The sequence below is a fragment of the Roseibium sp. M-1 genome, assembly GCF_054515675.1.
In genome coordinates, this window is the sequence record NZ_CM137257.1 from 5,326,147 (window position 1) to 5,346,224 (window position 20,078).

At 62.7% G+C, this 20,078-nt stretch carries 17 protein-coding genes; 16 read left to right on the forward strand and 1 reads right to left on the reverse strand.

The window, feature by feature from the left end:
* Positions 1 to 4 precede the first annotated feature (4 nt).
* The 16 genes from ACX3M4_RS24120 (at position 5) to ACX3M4_RS24195 (ending at position 17,645) form a co-directional block, all read left to right on the forward strand.
* A complete protein-coding gene (locus ACX3M4_RS24120) occupies positions 5 to 1,651 on the forward strand; it encodes a dihydroxyacetone kinase subunit DhaK (protein ID WP_459355512.1) in 1,647 nt (548 codons plus the stop codon).
* Between the two features lie 619 nt (positions 1,652 to 2,270).
* Positions 2,271 to 3,311: a TRAP transporter substrate-binding protein gene (locus tag ACX3M4_RS24125; RefSeq protein WP_459355513.1), complete on the forward strand. Its 1,041-nt coding sequence runs from the start codon at positions 2,271 to 2,273 to the stop codon at positions 3,309 to 3,311.
* A 60-nt stretch (positions 3,312 to 3,371) separates the two neighbouring features.
* Positions 3,372 to 3,959, forward strand: a complete 588-nt coding sequence (locus ACX3M4_RS24130; protein WP_459355514.1) for a TRAP transporter small permease — start codon at positions 3,372 to 3,374, stop codon at positions 3,957 to 3,959.
* Positions 3,956 to 5,272 carry a TRAP transporter large permease gene (locus ACX3M4_RS24135; RefSeq protein WP_459355515.1) on the forward strand — a complete coding sequence of 439 codons (1,317 nt, stop codon included), beginning with the start codon at positions 3,956 to 3,958 and terminating at the stop codon, positions 5,270 to 5,272. Before ACX3M4_RS24130 ends, ACX3M4_RS24135 begins: the two co-directional genes overlap by 4 nt.
* 88 nt (positions 5,273 to 5,360) lie before the next feature.
* Positions 5,361 to 6,125 carry an SDR family NAD(P)-dependent oxidoreductase gene (locus tag ACX3M4_RS24140; RefSeq protein WP_459355516.1) on the forward strand — a complete coding sequence of 255 codons (765 nt, stop codon included), beginning with the start codon at positions 5,361 to 5,363 and terminating at the stop codon, positions 6,123 to 6,125.
* Positions 6,126 to 6,135: 10 nt separating this feature from the next.
* Positions 6,136 to 6,903 carry a crotonase/enoyl-CoA hydratase family protein gene (locus tag ACX3M4_RS24145; protein WP_459355517.1) on the forward strand — a complete coding sequence of 256 codons (768 nt, stop codon included), beginning with the start codon at positions 6,136 to 6,138 and terminating at the stop codon, positions 6,901 to 6,903.
* Between the two features lie 5 nt (positions 6,904 to 6,908).
* Entirely contained in the window at positions 6,909 to 7,394 is a 486-nt protein-coding gene (locus ACX3M4_RS24150; protein WP_459355518.1) for a MarR family winged helix-turn-helix transcriptional regulator, read from the forward strand.
* A gap of 23 nt (positions 7,395 to 7,417) precedes the next feature.
* Positions 7,418 to 9,232, forward strand: a complete 1,815-nt coding sequence (locus tag ACX3M4_RS24155; RefSeq protein WP_459355519.1) for a feruloyl-CoA synthase — start codon at positions 7,418 to 7,420, stop codon at positions 9,230 to 9,232.
* 10 nt (positions 9,233 to 9,242) lie between these two features.
* Complete coding sequence (locus ACX3M4_RS24160; protein WP_459355520.1) at positions 9,243 to 10,115, forward strand: amidohydrolase family protein; 873 nt, start codon at positions 9,243 to 9,245, stop codon at positions 10,113 to 10,115.
* Positions 10,112 to 10,567, forward strand: a complete 456-nt coding sequence (locus tag ACX3M4_RS24165) for a DUF3237 domain-containing protein (RefSeq protein WP_459355521.1) — start codon at positions 10,112 to 10,114, stop codon at positions 10,565 to 10,567. The genes ACX3M4_RS24160 and ACX3M4_RS24165 overlap by 4 nt, the downstream gene beginning before the upstream one ends.
* Before the next feature lie 203 nt (positions 10,568 to 10,770).
* Complete coding sequence (locus ACX3M4_RS24170) at positions 10,771 to 12,345, forward strand: acyl-CoA dehydrogenase family protein (RefSeq protein WP_459355522.1); 1,575 nt, start codon at positions 10,771 to 10,773, stop codon at positions 12,343 to 12,345.
* Between the two features lie 562 nt (positions 12,346 to 12,907).
* Positions 12,908 to 13,816 carry a LysR family transcriptional regulator gene (locus ACX3M4_RS24175; protein WP_459355523.1) on the forward strand — a complete coding sequence of 303 codons (909 nt, stop codon included), beginning with the start codon at positions 12,908 to 12,910 and terminating at the stop codon, positions 13,814 to 13,816.
* A gap of 73 nt (positions 13,817 to 13,889) precedes the next feature.
* Entirely contained in the window at positions 13,890 to 14,729 is an 840-nt protein-coding gene (locus tag ACX3M4_RS24180) for a putative hydro-lyase (RefSeq protein WP_459355524.1), read from the forward strand.
* A gap of 25 nt (positions 14,730 to 14,754) precedes the next feature.
* A complete protein-coding gene (locus ACX3M4_RS24185; RefSeq protein WP_459355525.1) occupies positions 14,755 to 15,795 on the forward strand; it encodes a TRAP transporter substrate-binding protein in 1,041 nt (346 codons plus the stop codon).
* Between the two features lie 18 nt (positions 15,796 to 15,813).
* Positions 15,814 to 16,362 carry a TRAP transporter small permease subunit gene (locus ACX3M4_RS24190; protein WP_459355526.1) on the forward strand — a complete coding sequence of 183 codons (549 nt, stop codon included), beginning with the start codon at positions 15,814 to 15,816 and terminating at the stop codon, positions 16,360 to 16,362.
* The gene (locus ACX3M4_RS24195) at positions 16,362 to 17,645 is read left to right on the forward strand and encodes a TRAP transporter large permease (protein ID WP_459355527.1); all 1,284 of its coding nucleotides are present in this window, start codon (positions 16,362 to 16,364) and stop codon (positions 17,643 to 17,645) included. Before ACX3M4_RS24190 ends, ACX3M4_RS24195 begins: the two co-directional genes overlap by 1 nt.
* Positions 17,646 to 17,889: 244 nt before the next feature.
* Here the strand turns inward: ACX3M4_RS24195 and ACX3M4_RS24200 are convergent, their stop codons facing one another.
* Positions 17,890 to 20,073 (reverse strand): hypothetical protein, encoded by a 2,184-nt coding sequence (locus tag ACX3M4_RS24200; protein ID WP_459355528.1) that lies wholly within the window; start codon positions 20,071 to 20,073, stop codon positions 17,890 to 17,892.
* Positions 20,074 to 20,078 lie beyond the last annotated feature (5 nt).

A 20,078-nucleotide genomic window follows, 5' to 3' on the forward strand; every position in this document is an offset into this window, starting at 1 on the left:
GGACATGAAGCAGTTCATCAACACGAAGGAAACGCTCGTCACCGAAGCGATCGACGGCGCGCTCAGGACCGCAGGCGGTCGGCTGGCACGGCTGGACGGTTATCCGCATATCAAGGTGGTTGTCAGGACCGACTGGGACAGGTCCAAGGTGGCGCTGGTCTCCGGCGGCGGCTCCGGCCACGAGCCGAGCCACGCAGGCTTTGTCGGCCAGGGCATGCTGACGGCGGCCGTCTGCGGCGAGGTCTTTGCCTCGCCCTCCGTCGATGCGGTGCTGGCCGGCATCCTGGCCGTCACCGGCAAGGCGGGCTGCCTGCTGATCGTCAAGAACTATACCGGCGACCGGCTCAATTTCGGGCTGGCCGCGGAACGCGCCCGAGCCTTCGGCCTCAAGGTCAACATGGTGATTGTCGACGATGACGTCGCCCTGCCGGACCTGCCGCAGGCGCGCGGCGTCGCCGGCACGCTCTTCGTTCACAAGATAGCCGGCGCGCTCGCCGACCAGGGGGCGGATCTGGAGACGGTGACGGAAGCGGCCAGAAAGGTCATCGGCGGCGCGGTCTCCATCGGCATGTCGCTCGACACCTGCACCATCCCGGGCTCGCCCAAGGAAGACCGGATCGAAGCGGGCATGGCCGAGCTCGGCCTCGGCATTCATGGCGAGGCTGGGATCGAGCAGGTCACCTATTCCAACGCGAAGGCGGCAATGGCCATGGTGGTCGACAAGCTGGCACCGCATCTGTCGCCGGGGCCGCACGTGGCGATCCTCAATAACCTCGGCAGCACGACGCCTCTGGAAATGAGTGTGCTTCTGGAGGAACTGACCCTGTCGCGCATCGGCAGCCAGATCCGCTGGATGATCGGCCCGGCCTCACTGATGACCTCACTCGACATGCACGGCTTTTCCGTGTCGCTCCTGCCGGTCGGCAAGACCGAGGAGGCGTTGCTGCAGGCGCCGGTCGCGCCCTGGGTCTGGCCGGGGTGCCTGGCCCTCGGTCCCGTCTCCGTGCTGCCGCTGCCGGACGGCCTGTCGCCGATCCAGCCGCTGCCGTCGAAGAACATCGAGACAAGGCGCTTCATCGAACGCTGCTGCAATATCCTGATCGAGGCGGAAGCCGATCTCAACGCGCTCGATGCCAAGTCCGGCGATGGCGACACGGGCAGCACGCTCGCGACCGCCGCCCGCGCCCTGATCAAGGCGCTGGACCGGCTGCCGCTGGCCGATCTCACCCAGCTCTACCGGGCGATCGGTCTGGAACTCAGCCAGACCATGGGTGGCTCCTCAGGCGTGCTGCTGGCGATCTTCTTTGCCGCTGCCGGCGATGCCTCGTCCAGCGGGCGCGGTGCCATCGGCGCGCTGAAGGCCGGTCTCGACCGGGTGATGCAGGTGGGCGGCGCCAAGCCCGGCGACCGCACCATGATCGACGCCCTGCAACCCGCGCTGAACGCCCTGGAAGACGGTATCGAGGCGGCAGCCAGCGAAGCGCGCCAGGGCGCGGATGCGACTGCCCGCATCACGCGGGCCCGGGCCGGACGGGCCTCCTATGTCTCCGAATCCAGTCTCTCGGGCCACAACGACCCGGGCGCGGAGGCTGTCGCCCGGCTCTTCGAACAGCTAACGGTCTCACCGGCCCTGACCTCCCAGTCCGCGTGAGACCGGACCCTGACCGGCAGGCGGCACATGCAGCTGCCGCCTGCTGGTTCTTTATTGAAGCATTTTAAGGTGTTGAAGCCGTCCGGCCAGGAATACCTGTTCCGTGGATCAGTCTGACTGACATCTTGCACTGTCAGTGACGTCGAATTATTTGATTTCCAATTTTGGAAAGTAAGACGCTCAAACGCTCATTTTACTTCTCGTTTTGGTTCATTCACAATCCTGACAATCAAAGTGGGTCTGCCACGTGCCGGTCTTGTGGACTTCGGTTCGCCGGGACTGCGGTGAGGCCGGGCTGGCCGGATCCGCAGCGGAAGATCTGCGGATTGCCAGGGAGTTTGCCGCTTCGAGGGGGCGATATGATCGAAGGCCTTGCCTTCATATCCAATTCATCACAAACTCCGGTAAAAGTTACAGGATGTTGTGATGCTTTTGCCGTTGGCAGAAACGAAAACCTTTTCGAGGCGGCCCGGCCATGCAAAGCTGCGGCAGAAATCCTGGAGAGGACCCTGCGAATAGGGCTTGAAAAAAGTTATAAGACATAACTATTATACATCATCATCTGACCGGAGAGAGGACTCGGGTCGGGTTTTGAAGTTGATCGAACAGGGAGGAAACCATGATCAACTTGCATAAGCAGCTTGCCAGACTGGCAGTGGCCGCGACCGTTTCCGCAATCGCGCTTGGCGGTTCGGTGTCGTCCACCCTGGCGCAGGAAGTGACGCTTCGCCTGCACCAGTTCCTGCCGGCCCAGGCCAACGTTCCGAAGAACGTGCTCGATCCATGGGCGGACAAGATCGAGGCGGAGTCCGGCGGGCGCATCAAGATCGAACGGTATCCTGCCATGCAGCTGGGCGGCAAGCCGCCGGAGCTGATCGACCAGGTGGTCGACGGTGTGGTTGATATCGTCTGGACCGTTGCCGGCTATACGCCGGGCCGTTTCCCGCGCGCCGAAGTCTTCGAACTGCCCTTCACCATGACGGACGCGGAGACCATGTCCCGCGCCTACTGGACGCTGGCCGAAGAAACCATGATGGAAGAGGACTTTGCGCGCTTCAAGCCGCTCGGCCTCTGGGTGCATGGTCCGGGCGTCATCCATTCCAGCAAGCCGATCACGGCGGTCGGGGACCTGAACGGCGTCAAGCTGCGTGCGCCGACCCGCGTCACCAACAAGCTGTTCTCGAACCTCGGTGCGACGCCGATCGGCATGCCGGTTCCGGCCATCCCGGAAGCGCTTTCGAAGGGCGTGGTGGATGCGACCGTTATTCCGTGGGAAGTTGTCGGCGCCCTGAAGGTGAACGAGCTGGTGAAGAACCACACCGAGTTCCCAGGCGATGCTCTGTACACGACCTCCTTCATCTTCGCGATGAACCAGGAAAAGTACGACAGTCTGCCGGATGACCTGAAGGCCGTCATTGACGCGAATTCCGGGCTGGAATTCTCCGCCTTCGCCGGCAAGCAGATGCAGTCCGACGATGCCGGTCCGCGCGCGGCCGCCGTCGAAATGGGCAACAACATCATCACCCTGACGCCGGAACAGGCGGAAGAGTGGAAGGCTGCCGCCCAGAGCACCATCGACGAATGGTATGGCGAAATGGAAGCCAAGGGCATTGATGGCAAGGCGCTGCAGGCGCGTGCCGCCGAGCTGATGGCGAACTGACGCCTTGAAAGACACCCCCGGAACCCGGTTCCGGGGGCATTCTCCGACAGGAAAAGACCAATGCTGCTCACACTGGTGGAGCGTCTCGCGCGCTTCATGGCGATCCTTGGCGGTCTGGTGCTCACGGCACTGATTGCGCTGACCTGCGTCAGCGTGCTGGGGCGCGGGCTCAACACATTCGGACATTCCGAGCTGCTGACTTCGGCATCCGAAAGTCTCGCCAACGCCCTGATCGCAACCGGCGTCGGCCCGGTTGCCGGCGATTTCGAACTGGTCGAGGCCGGCATCAGTTTCACCATCTTCGCTTTCCTGCCGATCTGTCAGCTCCGGCGCGGCCACGCGACGGTCGACGTCTTTGCCGGGAGCTTTCCGCGCTGGCTAAACCGGGTGCTCGATGTGGTCTGGGAAGTGCTCCTGAGCGCACTGATCCTGCTGATCACCTGGCGTCTCTTCGTCGGCATGGAAGACAAGATGCGCTACAACGAAACCACCTTTCTGCTGCAGTTTCCGGTCTGGTGGGCCTTTGCGCTGAGCTTTGCCGCCGCGCTGGTCGCCTCCGTCGTTGCCATCTACTGCGCCGTTGCCAGGGTGCTTGAATACATCACCGGCCAGCGGTTCACACCGGACGCCGAAGGAGGGGTCCATTGAGCCTGCTTGAACTCGGCTACCTGTCGTTTCCCGTTCTGCTGCTTCTGATCTTCCTGCGCGCGCCGATCGGGCTGGCAATGATGATCTGCGGCCTCGGCGGTCTTTACCTGGCCACCGGAAACGTGAACATCATTCTTTCCAAGCTGAAGGGCGAGACCTATTCGACCTTTTCCAGCTATTCGCTGACCATCATTCCGATGTTCCTGCTGATGGGGCAGTTCGCCACCCATTCGGGCATGTCGTCGTCGCTGTTCAAGGCCGCAGAAAGCTGGCTCGGCCACCGCAAGGGCGGCGTTGCCATGGCCGCCGTCGGCGCCTGTGCGGGCTTCGGCGCTATCTGCGGTTCGTCGCTGGCGACAGCTGCCACCATGAGCCGCGTCGCCCTGCCGGAACTGCGCCAATACGGTTATTCCGGCGGCTTTGCAACGGCAACGCTGGCGGCCGGCGGCACCCTCGGCATCCTCATTCCGCCGTCCGTCATCCTGGTGATCTACGCCATCCTGACCGAGCAGAACATCGCCAAGCTGTTCCTGGCCGCCTTCATTCCGGGGATTCTCGCCGCCATCGGCTACATGATCACTATATCGATCTATGTGCGCCTGAACCCGGGCTCGGCCGGAACGCGCGAGCGCATGCCCTATGCGGAGCGCTTCAAGGCGCTGGTGGATGTCTGGCCGGTACTGCTGGTCTTCGGCCTTGTCGTCGGCGGCATTTATCTGGGCTGGTTCACTCCGACCGAAGGCGCCGCCGTCGGTGCCGCGGGCACCGGGATCATCGCGCTTTTGTCCGGGAACCTTTCCTGGAAAGTGTTCATGGACAGCATGATCCAGACCGCGATGAGCACGGCGATGATCTTCTTCATCGTGCTCGGCGCCGGCTTCTACAACAGCTTCCTGGCGCTCAGCCAGTTGCCGCAGGAGCTGTCCGCCTGGGTCGTCGGCCAGGGCTTCAGCCCGATTGTCGTCCTCACGATGATCCTGATCTTCTATGTAATCTTCGGCTGCCTGATGGACAGCCTGTCGATGATCCTGCTGACGATCCCGATCTTCTTCCCGGTCATCAGCGTGCTCGATTTCGGCATGAGCCCGGAACACGTCGCCATCTGGTTCGGCATTCTGGTTCTGATCGTCGTGGAGGTCGGGCTGATAACGCCACCCGTCGGCATGAACCTATTCATCATCAACGCCATGGACCGGTCGACGCCGATGAAGGAGACCTACAAGGCGGTTCTCTGGTTCGTCACGTCCGACATCGTCCGCGTGATCCTGTTGGTGCTGTTCCCGTCAATCACCCTGTTCCTTCTGGCCGGTTAGACCGGCCGGAAGGAGTGCACCCTTTTGGTGTGCCTAGATAGGTATGGAATATAACTATGATACTGGAAACCGATATCGAGGCCGTGACATGCTGATCTCCGGACAGACCGCACTTGTTACAGGTGGCGGCAGCGGCCTCGGCGCCGCGACCGCCCGTCATCTCGCCCGTGAAGGCGCAAAGGTCGCGATCCTCGATTTCGATCTTGAGCGGGCAAAGGCCGTCGCCGCCGAGATTGGTGCCATCGCCGTTCAGGCAGATGTCAGCGACGAGGCGGCCGTCGGCCAGGCGCTCGATGAGGCGATCCGGCAGCTTTCCGGCGTGCCGCGCGTGGTCGTCAACTGCGCCGGGGTCGGCTTTGCCGCCCGTATCGTCGGGCGCGAGGGCAAGCTCTCTTTCGAGACGTTCGAGAAGACGCTGAAGGTCAATCTCTTCGGTACCTTCAACGTCATGAGCCATGCCGCGAAGCGGCTGATGGAGGTGGAGCCGCTGGAGAATGGCGAGCGCGGTGTCATCATCAACACCGCGTCCGTTGCCTATGAGGACGGCCAGCTCGGCCAGGCGGCCTATTCGGCCTCCAAGGGCGGCATTGCGGCCATGTGCCTGCCGGCGGCGCGCGAATTCGCCCAGCACGGCATCCGCGTCATGGCGATCGCCCCGGGTCTATTCCGCACCCCGATGATGGAAGGCCTGCCGGAAGAGGTCTCGGCCAAGATTGCGGCCAACATTCCGTTCCCGCCGCGTCTTGGCGAGCCGGAAGAGTTTGCGCTTCTCGCCGCCCAGATCGCCGCCAACCCCTATCTCAACGGCACGACCATCCGTCTCGACGGGTCCGTGCGCCTGCCGCCGCGCTGAGGAGAACCCAATGAGCAACCCCATCCTGAAAATCGAGATTTCCGGCAGCGTTGCGACGCTCACCATGAACCGGCCGGACAAGCGCAATGCCATGTGCGACGAATTGCTGGTGGCCATCGACGGCTTCTTCACCTCACCGCCCGCGGACGTGAAAGCGGTGGTGATCACCGGTACGGCCGGCCACTTCTGCTCCGGCCTCGATCTTTCAGAGCACGTCGCCCGCGATGCGGAAGGCACCATGCGTCATTCGCGCGGCTGGCATCAGGTGATGGACCGGATCCAGTTCGGTGGCCTGCCGGTGGTCTCCGCCATGTTCGGTGCCGTCATCGGCGGCGGGCTGGAACTGGCGAGCGCCACCCATGTGCGCGTCGCCGAGCCTTCCGCCTTTTTCCAGTTGCCTGAAGGCCGGCGCGGCATCTTCGTCGGCGGCGGGGCTTCGGTGCGCGTCGGCCGCATTCTCGGTGCCGACCGGATGACCGAGATGATGCTGACGGGGCGCAAATACGACGCCACCGAGGGCAAGCTGCTGGGGCTCACCCATTACACGGTGGAAGAGGGCGAGGCACTGGCAAAGGCGCAGGAGCTGGCGGCGAAGATCGCGTCGAACGCACCGCTCTCCAACTACATCATGATCCAGGCCCTGGCACGGATCGGCGACATGTCCAAGGCGGACGGCCTCTTCACCGAGAGCCTGTGCGCCGCGATCACCCAGACCAGTCCCGATGCACTGGAAGGCCTTGCAGCCTTCCTTGAAAAACGCAGCCCCAACTTCAGGTGAGCGCCATGAAGAAGACCGCACCGGAACCGGATACCGAGAATTCAGTGGTAACAGTCAGCGACAGGTCCCTGCGTACGCTGCTCGGCTATCAGATGAAACGGACCTTCAACGTCATCCAGTCGGATCTGACGAAGACCCTGAAGCCCTTCGATTTGCGCATGCTGACCTATACGGCGCTGATCCTGATCGTCGACAATCCGGGTCTGCGCCAGTCGCAGCTGGCCGAGGCGATGGATATCGAGCGGCCGAACCTGGTGGTCATTGTCGATGAGCTGGAACGCCGGGAGCTGATCCTCCGGGACCGGGTGGAAAGCGACCGCCGTGCCTATGCACTGAAGGCAACGCTCGCAGGCCGTCGGCTGTGCGAGAAGGCCTCCGCCGCAGTGGCCGCGCACGAGCAGCTTCTCCTCAAGGGCATCAGCCCGGATGCGCTGACGACCACTGTTAAAGTGATGCAGCAGATCGAAACCAACCGTCACCGGACCGCCTGACGCGACATTCTGGAGGAGCAGTCATGAAACGCACCACGGAATTCCAGAGACATGACGTCGAGCGCCAGATCCGGCCGGACGGAACGATCCTCTTGCGCTCAAATCATCACCTGAGCCCGACCGTCGAGCGGACCGGCGACTGGCTGCGCCAGTGGGCTGGAGTTGTGCCGGACCGGGTGTTTATCGCAGAGCGCAGTGGCGCCGGCTGGCGCGCGGAGACCTATGCAGGCACCCTCGGCAAGGTCCGCGCTGTCGGTGCGGCATTGCTGGCGCGTGGCATGGGAGCGGAGACGCCGATCCTGGTCATCTCCGGCAACGGCGTCGACCACGGCATCCTGGCGCTCGCCGCGCAATATGTCGGCGTGCCCATCGTGCCCGTCGCCGAACAATATGCCCTCGTCCACGGCGCCCATGGCCGCCTGCGCGAGGTCGCCTCCCTGGTCCGGCCGAAAATGGTCTATGCCGTCGACGCGGAGCAGTTCGGCGAGGCGCTTGGCCTCGATATTTTCGATGGTGTCGAGGTTGTCGCGAGCCGGCCGGGCAATCGTTCCGTCACGAGCTTTGACGTCTTGCTCAAGGGCGACGATGGCGTTGATGTCGATGCCGCCTTTGCCAAGGTGACCCCGGATACGGTCGGCAAGATCCTGATGACCTCGGGCTCCACCTCCAGCCCCAAGGGGGTTCTGACCACCCATCGCATGATGTGCGTCAACCAGGTCCAGCTGGCCGATGCGCTGCCGTTCCTGCGCAAGCGTCCGCCGGTGATCGTCGACTGGCTGCCGTGGAACCATGTCTTCGGCGGATCGCACAATTTCAACATGATGCTGGCCAATGGCGGCAGCCTCTATATCGACGACGGCAAGCCGGTGAAGGGGCTCTTCGAGCGCACGGTCGAGAACCTGAAGATGCAGACCGGCACGCTCGCCTTCAACGTGCCGCTCGGCTTCGGCATGCTGCTGTCCGCACTCGAACAGGATGCGGACTTGCGCCGGCGGTTCTTCGAGGATCTCGATCTGGTCTTCTATGCCGGGGCCTCCCTGCCGCAGGAAACCTGGTCGGGTCTTGAGCGCATGGCGATGGAGGTGAAGGGCGAGATCCCGCTGATGACCTCCTCCTGGGGCCTGACCGAAACCGCGCCGGCCGCCATGATGCAGCAGGAACCGGCTCCACGCTCCGGCATTGTCGGTGTGCCGGTGAACGGCGTCACGGTGAAGCTGATCCCGGACGAGGACATGCGCTGCGAGGTCCGCGTCAAGGGCCCGAGCATCATGCCCGGCTATTTCAACGATCCGGAAAAGACGCAAGCCGCCTTCGACGACGAGGGTTTCTTCATCACCGGCGACGCCATGGTGTTCCTGGACAAGGACGATCCCAACAAGGGGATGCGTTTCGACGGGCGCATTTCGGAAGACTTCAAACTGCAATCCGGCACCTGGGTCCGGGCGGCGCAGCTGAAGCTCGACATGCTGTCACGGCTGGCGCCGCTTGCTGTGGACCTGGTGATAACCGGGGCCGACCGCAAGCAGATCGGCGTGATGATCTTCCCGAATGTGGCAGAGCTGAGCCGCGAAGGCTTCGACCTCAAGGAAGAAGACGGCGCCCTTGCCGGAACGCTGCTGCAGGGCGAGATCCACCGGCGCCTGAGCGAGCGGGCCCGAGAGATCAGTGGCAGCTCGGCACTGGTCTCAAGAGCCATCGTGCTTGCCGAGCCGCCGTCCATGCCCGAGGGCGAGATGACCGCCAAGGGCAATCTCAACATCCGCAAGGTTCTGGCGCGCCGCGAGGCGCTGCTGGAGCGGCTCTATACCGACAACGACCCGGCTGTGGTCACAATCTGAGGAAACGGCAATGGTCGACATCACCAAGGTCCGCGCCATCGACATCCACACCCACGCCGAGGAACCCTGCGGCTGCCATGCCGACGACGGCTACGATGACCTCCAGGCGACGATGGCGAAGTATTTCCGTGCCCCCTGGAGCCATCCGCCGACGGTGCCGGAAACGGCGGCACATTACCGTGAGCAGAACATTGCCGCGGTGATTTTCCCGGTCGATGCGGAGCGCGAGACCGGCTACCGCCGCTACAAGAACGAGGAAGTCGCAGAGCTTGCCGCCGAAAATGACGACGTGCTGATCCCCTTTGCTTCCATCGATCCGCACAAGGGCAAGATGGGCGCGCGTGAAGCACGGCGGCTGATCAAGGATTTTGGCATCAAGGGCTTCAAGTTCCATCCGACCATGCAGGGTTTCTACCCCAATGACCGCATGGCCTATGAACTCTACGAGGCAATTGCCGAGGAGGGATCGATCGCGCTCTTCCACACCGGCCAGACCGGTGTCGGCAGCGGCATGCGCGGCGGCAACGGCATGCGGCTGAAATACTCCAATCCCATGTACATGGACGATGTCGCCGTCGATTTTCCAGACATGAAGATCATCCTGGCACATCCCTCCTTCCCCTGGCAGGAAGAGGCGCTGGCCGTTGCCCAGCACAAGCCGAATGTCTATATCGACCTCTCTGGCTGGTCGCCGAAATATTTCCCGGAAATCCTGGTGAAATATTGCAATTCCATCCTGAAGAAGAAGGTGCTGTTCGGCTCCGACTGGCCGATGATTACGCCGGAGCGCTGGCTTGCCGATTTCGAGCAAATCGCGATCAAGGACGAGCTGCGCCCCGACATCATCAAGGGCAACGCCGCAAGGCTGCTGGGGCTGGCATGATCACGCCCGGCCTCAGCCATTTCTGTGACCTGGAGGTCGAACTCGGACCCGTGAAGGAAATGGGACCGGGCAGAGGCGGCACGCGCCGGATCATCCCGATCGTCGGTGGGCGTGTGACCGGTCAGGTCAGCGGCAAGGTGCTCTCCATGGGTGCCGACTGGCAGACGACGCTGGCAGACGGCTCGTCCGATATCGACACCCGCTACGCCTTCGAGACGGAGGACGGTGCCGTGATCGAGATCGTCAACAAGGGCGCCCGGCATGGTCCGCCGGAGGTGCTGGCAGCACTCGCCCGCGGCGAGGATGTCGACCCGTCGCTCTACTATTTCCGCACCGCTGCAAGGCTGGAAACCGGTGACCCGCGCTATGCCTGGGTCAACCGCACGATCTTCGTCGGCACCGGCAGACGGCTCGCCTCGGCGGTGCTGGTGTCGCTGTTTGCCGTGACGTGAGGAGGGGGCGAATGACTTTCTTTCGCGAGGCTTTCTACCCGTTCACCCTCATCCTGAGGAGGTCCGCAAGGACCGTCTCGAAGGATGGGCTGCTTGCTCCGGAATATGCCGCCCATCCTTCGAGACGGGCTCGCGCCCTCCTCAGGATGAGGGTGAACGGGTGGCAGACGCACAACACTTTTCTTGTCATAGGCCATTGACCCATGAAGCCCTTTGCCGCTCCGCTGGACGATATCCTGTTCTCCTTGAACCATGTTGCCGGTGCAGGTGACCTGCCGCATTTCGATGCGGAACTGGCGGCTGAAATCGGCGGTCATTTTGCTGCCTTCGCGGAGGAGCAGCTGGCACCTCTGAATGAACCGGGTGACCGGCAGGGCTGCCGGCTGGAAGAGGGGCGCGTCCACATGCCGGACGGCTTTGCACAAGCCTATGCGGACTATGCGGAACAGGGCTGGCCGGGGCTGACTGTGCCGGAGGATTTTGGCGGACAGGGCCTCGATGCCATGGCGCTGGCGATCACCTCCGAGATTTTCACCGGGGCTAATCACAGCCTGCAGATGGTGACGAGCCTCGGGGCGGGAGCGGCCCGCACTCTGCTCGCCTTCGGCACGGACGACCAGCAGCAGCGCTACGTTCCCTCCCTCGCTTCCGGCGAGGCAATGGCGACCATGTGCCTGACGGAGCCGGAAGCCGGATCGGACCTGTCGCGTATCCGCACCAAGGCAGAGCGGTCTGGCAACGGCTGGTCGATTTCGGGCGAGAAGATCTTCATATCCGGCGGCGACCAGGACATGAGCGCGCGGATCCATCACCTGGTTCTGGCGCGCACTTCCGGCGAGGGCATCAGGGGCCTGTCGCTGTTTGTCTGTCCCTGCACGCTGGAAGACGGCAGCCGCAACGCGGTCAGTGTCACCCGCATCGAAGAGAAGATGGGCCTCCATGCCTCGCCCACCTGTCAGCTCAGGTTCGACGGTGCGACGGCAGAACTGGTCGGCGAGGAAGGCGATGGCCTCAAGGCCATGTTCACGATGATGAACCATGCCCGCGTGGATGTGGCGCTGCAGGGCGTCGCCCATGCCGCGCGTGCGGCCGATATCGCCACCGCCTATGCCGCCGAGCGTAAGCAGGGACGCGATGCGTCCGGCGCTCCGGCGACACTCAATGCCCATGCGGATGTCCGGCGCATGCTGGACGAGATCGACGCGCTGGCGCTGGGCGGGCGGGCGATCGCGCATCTGGCACTGGTGACGGTCGAGGCCGGCGACAATCCGGACCTCGCCGAATTCCTGACCCCGGTCGCAAAGGTGTTCTGCACCGAGGCCGGCATGCGGGCGACGGAGCTCGGCATGCAGGTGCTGGGCGGCTACGGGTACTTGAAGGAATACTTCCTCGAACAGTCCTATCGCGACGTCCGCATCACCGCGATCTACGAAGGGGCCAACGGCATTCACGAGCGTGCCCTGGTCACCCGGTTGTTGCAGGGCGCGGAAGGTCGGGCCTTCGAGGCGTTCCTGCGTTCAGAATGCGGGAGGAACGACACCGGCTGCACGAAGCTTCAAGAGGCACTGCGGCACTGGTGTTCGGTGCTCGACCGGCTGCTGCAAAGCGATGATCCGACGCCGATTGCACATGAGTTCATGACGCTGACGAGCAAGACACTGCTCCTGTTCCTTTGGGCCCGCATGGCGGAGAAGGCGGACATGCATCCGGATCCGGACCGGATCCGGCGGCTGGCGGGGAAGGTGCTGGATCGGACCGGACCGCAACTGACGGCCTGAGTGCGTCGTCTGGCTCTCCCTCTCCCGCCCTGCGGGTAGGTCAATCGCATTTGGAATAGTCATTCAGAAAACACTGGTGTCATCCCGGGCGAGCATCGCGAGATCCGGGGCCCACTCGTTTCCAGAGAGCATGAGTGGTGGCCACTTTTTCATGAAACATTGCGCGTTTCGACAAATGGCTCTGCGAGTAGGCCCCGGATCTGCGCTTCGCTTGTCCGGGGAGACACTGCGGAGGTGGTATGGCAAATGCGCTTGATAAGGATCTCTTGCATAAGCGGTTGCCCCACCCACTAGTGGAGCGAATTTGACATTTGAGTCCCGCTCGCGGCTAGGCTGATGCTCAAATGTCAAATTCAAAAGCTCCGCTAGAATCATATATTTATCTAGTGGTTCTTATGATTCTGACATTTGCTCCAGCGCTAGCAGCAGGGGGATGCAAATGTCAGAATCGAACCACTAGGGGGTGACCAGAGCAAGCTGCAGGGTCTGCGTCTCACCCAAAACTTTTCAATTTCCGCAGCTTCGCGCATGGTAGCCGGAATCGATCAATCCGGGATCCGTCATGCATCCGCTCAATCTCGATCAGCTCCGGGCGTTTCTCGCCGTAATCCGCCATGGCGGGGTGAACAAGGCGGCGCATAGTCTGAACCTGACGCAGCCGGCGGTGACGACACGGCTGAAGCGGCTGGAAGAAGCTCTGGGGACGGAGCTTTTCGAGCGCTCGCCCGGTCGGCTCAAACTGACCAAGCGGGGCGAGTTGCTGCAGACCTTTGCCGAGCAGTTCGAGCGGCTTTCCGACAAGGTGGAGGAGACGGTGGTCTCGGCCGAGGGCATCGACAGGCACCTGCGTATCGGTGCCTCGGAGACAATCGCCCAATGCTGGCTGCCGGATCTGGTGGGTGCGCTGCGCGAGGATTTCCCGAACCTCATCGTCGAAATCAATGTCGATATCTCGGTGAACCTGCGCGCCGGGCTGCTCGACCGGGAGATCGATCTGGCCCTGCTGCTCGGCCCAATCTCGGAATATTCCGTCGACAATGTCGACTTGCCCGGATTCGAGCTGGCCTGGTATGCGGCAGCCGGCACAGACATCGAGGGCGACAAGGCCAGGGCCTTGCTGCGGGAAAAGCCGGTGATCACCTACGCACGGCACACGCGCCCCTACCGGGAGCTGAAAACGCTGCTGTTCGAGCGGGTCGCGCCCGATGTGCAGATGTTTCCGTCCTCCTCGCTTTCCGCCTGTTTCCGTCTTGTGGAAGCGGGCCTTGGCGTCGCAGCCCTGCCGCAGGCGCTGGCCCGGCCCTATGTCGCGGGCGGGCGCATCGTTGCCTTCGATCCTGGCTGGGTGCCGGACGCCCTGAGGTTTTCGGCAAGCTACCTTGGCGACCCGCGCAGCCACATCGTGGCGTCGGCGGCAAGGAAGGCGCTGGAAGTCGCCAAAGCCTACTCAGATAATAAAAATCCTTTATAGTTTCCGCTAAAATCATTCAATTTGAGTTTATATGCATGATGCGGGAGCCTTTCTCCATTGGAGGAGGAAGGCCGTGCTGCAATCTTATGAAAGTCTCCGGCAGGAAAGTATCGAAGCGGTTCGCGCACAGATCCGCAGCGGCAGCTATACCGCTCATACGGCGGGGCTCGGCCGCAATCTGCTGCAGGCCAATCTGGCGATCATTCCTGAAGCCTATGCGCTCGATTTCATGCGCTTTTGCCAGCGCAATCCGAAACCCTGCCCGTTGATCGGCGTGTCCGACACCGGCAATCCGATGCTCTTCACCCTTGGACACAGCCTGGACATTCGCACCGACGTTCCCGCCTACGACCTCTATCGCGAAGGCCGGCTTGCAGGCTCCGTGACGGATCTGGGCGGCCTCTGGTCCGACGATCTGGTCGTCTTCGCCCTCGGCTGCTCTTTCACCTTCGAACATGCGCTGATCGAGGCGGGGATCGATCTCTGGCACATCTCCAACAATCTCACCGTGCCGATGTTCCGCTCCCTGATCGAGACGGTTCCGGCCGGACCTTTCCACGGGCCGATGGTGGTCACGTTGCGGATGATCCCGAATGACCGGGTCAAGGACGCGATCGCGATTTCGGCCCGCTATCCGCTGGCGCATGGGTCGCCCGTCCATATCGGCGATCCGGCAGCCATCGGCATTGCCGATCTGGGGTCTCCCGACTGGGGCGACCCGGTACCCGTCGAGGACGGTTTCACACCCGTCTTCTGGGCCTGCGGGGTGACGTCGCAGGCGATTATCCGCAGCGCCGGACTGCCGCTGCTGATCACCCACAAACCGGGGCACATGCTGATCACCGACATCCCCGACGACGCGGAAATTCCGATCCTCGCAACAAAGCCAATCATAACAACAAAGACAGAGTAAACTCGAACCTTCACGGAGTGGACACATGAACAAGATCCTGACTTCTCTCCTGGCGACAGCGGCCATGACGACGACGGCAAGCGCCGCGGAAGACCTTTCCATCGTCGGCAGCTGGTCCAGCCTGCCGCTGCACCAGCAATTCGAAGCGCCGTTCTGGCAGACCACCCTGCCGGAAGCCTCCGGCGGGACGATCGAGACCACGGTCACCACGCATAACCAGATGAATCTCGGTGTCGGCGAAGTCTTCCGGCTGCTTGGCCAGGGTGTCTTCGACGTCGGCATGACGGTCGCCGATTATGCCGTCGCCGACGCGCCGGAGCTGGAAGGTCTCGACGTCCCGCTGGTGGCCATGACCGCCGACAAGGCCCATGCGGCCGTCGAAGCCGCGCGGCCGATGGTGGAGGAAATCTTCGAGACTCGCTTCAATTCCAAGGTCCTGGCGATTGCGCCCTATCCGCCGCAGGTGGTGTTCTGCAACGCCGAGGTCGGCTCGCTCGACGACCTGAAGGACAAGAAGATCCGCGCTTCCGGCCGCATGACGGCCAAGTTCCTCGAAGCGCTTGGCGCGGAAGGCATCACCGTTGCCTTTTCCGAAGTGCCAGGTGCGCTTCAAAAGGGTGTCGTCGACTGCGCCGTCACCGGGGCGGGCTCGGGCTACAGCGCCGGCTGGTGGGAGGTCAGCACGCACCTTCTGCCGATCCCGCTCGGCGGCTGGGACCCGGTCGTCACCGCCATCAATCTCGACAAGTGGAATGCTCTCTCCGAGGAGACCCAGGGGCTGATCCAAAGCCAGATCCATTCGGAATTCGAGGCACCGGCCTGGGTTGCGGCGGAAGGTGCGCTTGCCAACGACATCGCCTGCCTTACGGGCGAGGGCGAGTGCAGCTCCGGCGACAAGCGCAGCATGGTGCTGGTCGAAGCCAGTGACGGCGACATCGACCGGGCCCGCCTGATCCTGGAAACGCAAGTGTTGCCGGAATGGGCGGAACGGGCCGGCGGCGACTGGGCCACGCGCTGGAACGACAGTGTCGGCGCCGTCGTCGGCGTTGCGATCAAGACCAACTAAGCGTCGGGAGAGGTCAAGGTGGCGGAGAAGCTCTTATCAATCCTGTCGCAGACCAACCGCCGGCTGGCCATTGCCGTCGGCGTGTTGTTCCTCACCTGTGCAGGTCTTGTTCTCATTGATATCTGCCTCCGCCAGCTTGGCGCTTCAATCGGCGGCACGGACGAGATTTCCGGCTATGTCATGGCCATCGGAACCGCCTGGGGCATGGCCTTCGGCCTTTCGGAACTGTCGCATATCCGGATCGACTTCCTGCGCCGCTCCGTCGGTGTTCCGAAATGGCGGGCGGTGCTGGATCTCCTGTCCATTTTCACCCTGTCCTCGACCGTCTCCGTCATCGCGCTGAAGTGCTGGCCGGTAGTCGAGACGTCCTTGCGCAATTCCTCGCGGGCGAACACGCCACTGGAAACGCCGCTCGCGCTTGTACAATTGCCGTGGTTTGCCGGCTGGGTGTGGTTTGCCATCACCGCCTGGCTGACATTCCTTGCCGGCACGCTGCTGGTGTTCAAGGGCGAGTTCTCGAAATCGGAACAGGCCATCGGTGCCTTTCCGGAAGGGGAGACGGCCTGATGCTGTCCTTTGTCTCCATCGGCCTTCTCGGCCTTCTCAGCCTCTCCATTCCGGTCGGCATCGTGCTCTTTCTTTTGGGCTTCGGCATCGACGAATTCTTCAGCGCCTTTCCGCTGACCCGCGGTCTCGGCTCCATGGTCTGGTCGACCTCGGAAAATTCCGCACTGATCGCCATTCCCTTCTTCGTCATGCTGGGCGAGATCCTGGTGCGGACGGGCATTGCCGCCCGGACCTATTCCGCGCTCGACCGCTGGGTCTCGTGGCTGCCGGGCGGGCTGGTCCACGCGAATGTCGCGACGGCCACCATGTTCTCCGCAACCTCGGGCTCTTCCGTCGCGACCGCAGCGACGGTGGCGACGGTTGCGATGCCCCAGGCCGACCGGCTGGGCTACGACCCGAAGCTCTTTTCCGGCGCGATTGCCGCGGGCGGCACGCTCGGGATCATGATCCCGCCGTCGATCAACCTGATCGTCTACGGCTTCCTGACCCAGACCTCGATCCCGCAGTTGTTCCTGGCCGGTCTGCTGCCCGGCATCCTGCTGGCTCTGGCATTCCTTGTGGTGACGGCGCTGGTCTGCCTGGTACGGCCGGATCTCGGCGGGGCGCGGCGGACCTTTCCCTTGCGCGAAATGGCGCTCGGGCTGGCGGACCTCCTGCCGATCATCCTGCTCTTCACCGCGATCATCGGCTCGATCTACAAGGGATGGGCGACCCCGACCGAGGCAGCGTCGGTCGGGGTCGCCGGGGCGATGGCCATCGCAGCGCTTTTCGGCGGACTGAACGTCCGCATGATCGGTGCGGCGATGATCGGCACGGTCCGGGTCACCGCAATGATCATGCTGGTGGTGATCGGCGCTTCGTTCCTGAACTTCACCCTGTCGGCCGCCGGCCTGTCGCAGGAGCTGCGCGGGTTTCTGGAGGGGTTGGGGTTCGGCCCGCTGCAGATGCTGATGGTGATCGTTGCGATGTATATCGTGCTCGGCTTCTTCATCGAGACGCTGTCGCTGATGGTCATCACCATTCCGATCGTCGTGCCCATCGTCATCAGTCTCGGCTATGACCCGGTCTGGTTCGGCATCCTGATGATCGTGCTGATCGAAATGGCGCTGATCACACCGCCGGTGGGGCTCAACCTCTTCGTGGTGCAAAGCGCCCGGCGCGGCGGCTCGATCGCCGAGGTGATGCTGGGTGCGATCCCCTATGTGCTTGCCATGCTGGCAATGGTCGCGGCGCTGATCGCAGTGCCCGAGATCGCACTCTACCTGCCGACGGCGATGCGCTAGAGCAAATCGCGTTTTATCGGAATCGCTTTTCGCTGTCTGAAATCAGAGATTTCAACGCAAAAAGCGATGCAAGACATTTCCAGTTAAACGCGACACGCTCTGGATCAGCGGACGCACAGCCGGAATCGATCGAGCGTCCAAAAGCTGATCGATCTTAAGGCGGTAGAGCATCTTCAACTCCTCCCCAGACCCTTGCCGGCCGCGCAGTCTTCTGCCCGGCCGGCTTTTTCAATCGGCAGCCGTGTCAATGCGCCGGTGCATTGCTGGCGAATAGAGCGTCAATGGCCTTGCGGGTGCCGGGACCAATGGCACCGTCAATGCCGCTTGTATAGAGGCCTTCGTCGGCGAGAACACACTGGAATTCGAGCCGCAGCTTCTTCTTCCAGTCCTGGAAGCCTGTCATGACCTCGTCATGGAGATAACGGTCGCCGTGGCGCAGTCCGTCCGCAATAAGGCTGGCCAGCTCCTGCGCCGACAGCCCTTTTTCCTCTTCGTCGTAAAGCGAGATCAGGGTCTTGACGGAAGCAGCGCTGCCCGCATTGGCGGCGATGCGGTGGTCGTTGATTTCCTTGAAACGTCTTTCGTCGTCACTGAGGTCTTCCTGTAACCATTTCGCCAGGGCTGCGCGGGCGGTGGGTTCGATTTGGCGGAGGGCTTCGTCCCGGGCCATGGCATAGCGTTGCCGGGTTTCCTGCGGCAACCAGACGGCGCTTTCCGGATCGAGTTTTTCCAGCGCGGCGACGGTCATCCGAGCCTCACCCCAGGCGCCCGCGGCATAGTCCAGCGAACCGATGATGCATTCCGCCTTGGTGTCCGACCAGCAATGCTCGGTGTTGAGCGCACTCTTGATGGCCTGGTCGAGGCTCTCCACGCTGCCGGAAGAGAATTTGTAGTGGTCGGCAACCTTTTTCCAACGGGCCACGCCTGCAAGGTGGTCATCGGACGAGGGTTTCCAGCTGCCCCGCACTTCCGTCTCGACCGTGTCCGCCTGAAGGCGCATGTCCGCAGCTGCCTCGGGTTGCCCCTCCTGATCCAGCCGGTCCGCCAGTTCACGCAGCATCTCCGCCATTTCAAAGGCGCGCACGCCCTGCCGGATCATCTCTCCTGCTTCCCCGAACCGGCCATTTGCCATCAGGGAACGGGCGGCGACCTTGGCGGCGCGGCCGAAATAATAGTCCATCGACTGTTCCCAAACGTCCCATTCTCCTTCCCGATTTTTCGTGGTTGCAATCGCCTCGCCGACCTGCCCCTTGGCCGTCAGGAGCAACAGGTCGGTCATGCGGCTGTAGTCGGTTTCTTCCCCCGAGAAGGCGATCACCTGCTTGCGGGCGCGGGCAACGCCGTCCATGTTGCCGATGGCAAAGGAAAGCCGTGCGACCATCACCGAGTAGTTCCATTCGCCGAGCGGATTGAACGGGTTGCCGCGATTGCTGCTGATGATCTTCAGCGCCCTTTGTGCCTGCGCAAGTGAAGCGAGGGCGTCGAAACTTTCCGGTTTTCGCCGCAGGATCGCTGTTGCAAGCGGTTGCCACTCTTCCGGGGAATGAAGAGCGAGCACGGCGTCGGTAAGCGCGGTCTCCTTCATATAGATGAAGTCCTTGTCCCACTCCCGCCGCACGTAGAAGGGATCTGTGGCTCCACTTGCCAGGGCGAGCTTGATCAGGTTCCTGACCTTGTAGTCATCGGATGCCAGCAACTCCTTCGGCAGGACTTCCAGAAAGGGCAGGGTTCTGTCGGGAGCAAAGTCGGTCAGGGTGCCGAGGGCATTCACAAGCCCGTCGAGATAGTCCTCCGGATCGTCGAAATCCTGTGCAGCGGCAACGAGGGCAACAATATCACCGGCTTCGTCGAGGTTCTCACGGAACCTGCCGGCTGCGTCCGAAGGCTCGTATTCCTGGCTGTGTCTCGCCGAAGCCGCTACAGCCGCCTTGTTGGCTTCCGCAGCAATTTCGGCGTTGCCGACATCCTCTGCCTCCCGGGCAATGGAGCTGAAGAGCCTGGTTTTTTTGGGCGTTGAATATGTGCTCTCGGGCGCCACATCGGGGAATTCGGTCGCGGCGGCCAGGGCGCGGCGAAAGAGATCGGTTTCCCTGGCGCGGATTTCCTCATCGAGCCGGGCAATTTCCTTGCGGACGCCATCGGCGTTCGCAGCGTCAGGCACCATCACCAGATATTGCCGGAACAGCATGGCGGCCCTGAAGAGATTGCCGTTGCGTGCGCTTGCCAGGGCAAAATTGAAGACAACGCCGGGATTTCGTTCCACCTCATTGTTGACGAGGTCGAGGATCTCGACGGCCTTCTTGAAATCGCCTGCCCTGGCCGCATCAAGGCCCCGCTGATACTCCGCCTTCCAGTCCCTGAGTTCCGCAAGCGCCGGCTGAGACAGGAGCAGGCAGGCGGCTGCAAGCAGGGTCAGGAACCGGGTCATGTCGG

Coding starts and splice junctions, on each gene's coding strand:
- ACX3M4_RS24120 (WP_459355512.1), top strand. CDS start 5: ATGAAGCAGTTCATCAACACGAAGGAAACGCTCGTCACCGAAGCGATC.
- ACX3M4_RS24125 (WP_459355513.1), top strand. CDS start 2,271: ATGATCAACTTGCATAAGCAGCTTGCCAGACTGGCAGTGGCCGCGACC.
- ACX3M4_RS24145 (WP_459355517.1), top strand. CDS start 6,136: ATGAGCAACCCCATCCTGAAAATCGAGATTTCCGGCAGCGTTGCGACG.
- ACX3M4_RS24200 (WP_459355528.1), bottom strand. CDS start 20,073: ATGACCCGGTTCCTGACCCTGCTTGCAGCCGCCTGCCTGCTCCTGTCT.
- ACX3M4_RS24160 (WP_459355520.1), top strand. CDS start 9,243: ATGGTCGACATCACCAAGGTCCGCGCCATCGACATCCACACCCACGCC.
- ACX3M4_RS24170 (WP_459355522.1), top strand. CDS start 10,771: ATGAAGCCCTTTGCCGCTCCGCTGGACGATATCCTGTTCTCCTTGAAC.
- ACX3M4_RS24165 (WP_459355521.1), top strand. CDS start 10,112: ATGATCACGCCCGGCCTCAGCCATTTCTGTGACCTGGAGGTCGAACTC.
- ACX3M4_RS24130 (WP_459355514.1), top strand. CDS start 3,372: ATGCTGCTCACACTGGTGGAGCGTCTCGCGCGCTTCATGGCGATCCTT.
- ACX3M4_RS24185 (WP_459355525.1), top strand. CDS start 14,755: ATGAACAAGATCCTGACTTCTCTCCTGGCGACAGCGGCCATGACGACG.
- ACX3M4_RS24155 (WP_459355519.1), top strand. CDS start 7,418: ATGAAACGCACCACGGAATTCCAGAGACATGACGTCGAGCGCCAGATC.
- ACX3M4_RS24175 (WP_459355523.1), top strand. CDS start 12,908: ATGCATCCGCTCAATCTCGATCAGCTCCGGGCGTTTCTCGCCGTAATC.
- ACX3M4_RS24150 (WP_459355518.1), top strand. CDS start 6,909: ATGAAGAAGACCGCACCGGAACCGGATACCGAGAATTCAGTGGTAACA.
- ACX3M4_RS24195 (WP_459355527.1), top strand. CDS start 16,362: ATGCTGTCCTTTGTCTCCATCGGCCTTCTCGGCCTTCTCAGCCTCTCC.
- ACX3M4_RS24140 (WP_459355516.1), top strand. CDS start 5,361: ATGCTGATCTCCGGACAGACCGCACTTGTTACAGGTGGCGGCAGCGGC.